Below are 572 nucleotides of genomic sequence, written 5' to 3'. Positions count from 1 at the left end.
CGACCACCCGCACCGGGTTGGTGTCCGCCACGTAGTCATCCAGGCTCTCGGGAAGCAGCGCGCTTTGGCCTCGATGCTCTCCCTGGATAAAACGCTTCATTGGCGCCCCCGCTGATTTCGAATCCATCAAATCACAGCAAGGTCGATGCCAACGTTTTTACACAGCCTGGGCCACTAGCGGTCGCTCTCATCAACCCTCACACGGCAGCATGTGACAAAGCCTGTCGACTGTGCGTGAGCCTATTGGCTTTGGAGAGTAGAGCGTGGTTAGCCAAGGTGCCTTGCGAACCTTTATGGGATTGACCTGTATAGTGCCGGAGCGGAGATTAAGCTCCACCGAACCAATGGTAGTGCGAGAGGGAAGATGCGCCGATTTGAATCCAAGGACCTAATTGCGCTCGCGACCGCGCCAATGAATCCAGATGATCATTGGTACGTGGATGCTGAACAAGCCTCGCAGTACCTGGTCGCGAATGCGAATGCTGATGAGATCGTCATCTATGCATCCGCTCCCGCGGTATTGATCGTCGGAGCTCTCGTACCAACCGTTAACGTCACACCGGTTGACGGAG

At 55.8% G+C, this 572-nt stretch carries 1 protein-coding gene and 1 pseudogene; one reads left to right on the top strand and one right to left on the bottom strand.

From position 1 onward, the window contains the following. On the bottom strand, window positions 1–100 hold a 100-nt coding region (locus tag A9513_RS36650; RefSeq protein WP_255302895.1), incomplete at its 3' end, for a hypothetical protein. Window positions 101–364: 264 nt separating this feature from the next. On the opposite strand from A9513_RS36650, the pseudogene A9513_RS36350 reads away from it, so the two are divergent. Further along, window positions 365–572 (top strand): annotated as a pseudogene (locus A9513_RS36350) (hypothetical protein); the annotation flags it as partial.

Source organism: Pseudomonas sp. AU12215, from assembly GCF_001675465.2.
In the GTDB taxonomy this organism is placed as follows: domain Bacteria; phylum Pseudomonadota; class Gammaproteobacteria; order Pseudomonadales; family Pseudomonadaceae; genus Pseudomonas; species Pseudomonas nitroreducens.
Note: the sequence above shows the minus strand (reverse complement) of the source record. Positions and strands in the feature narration are given on the sequence as shown.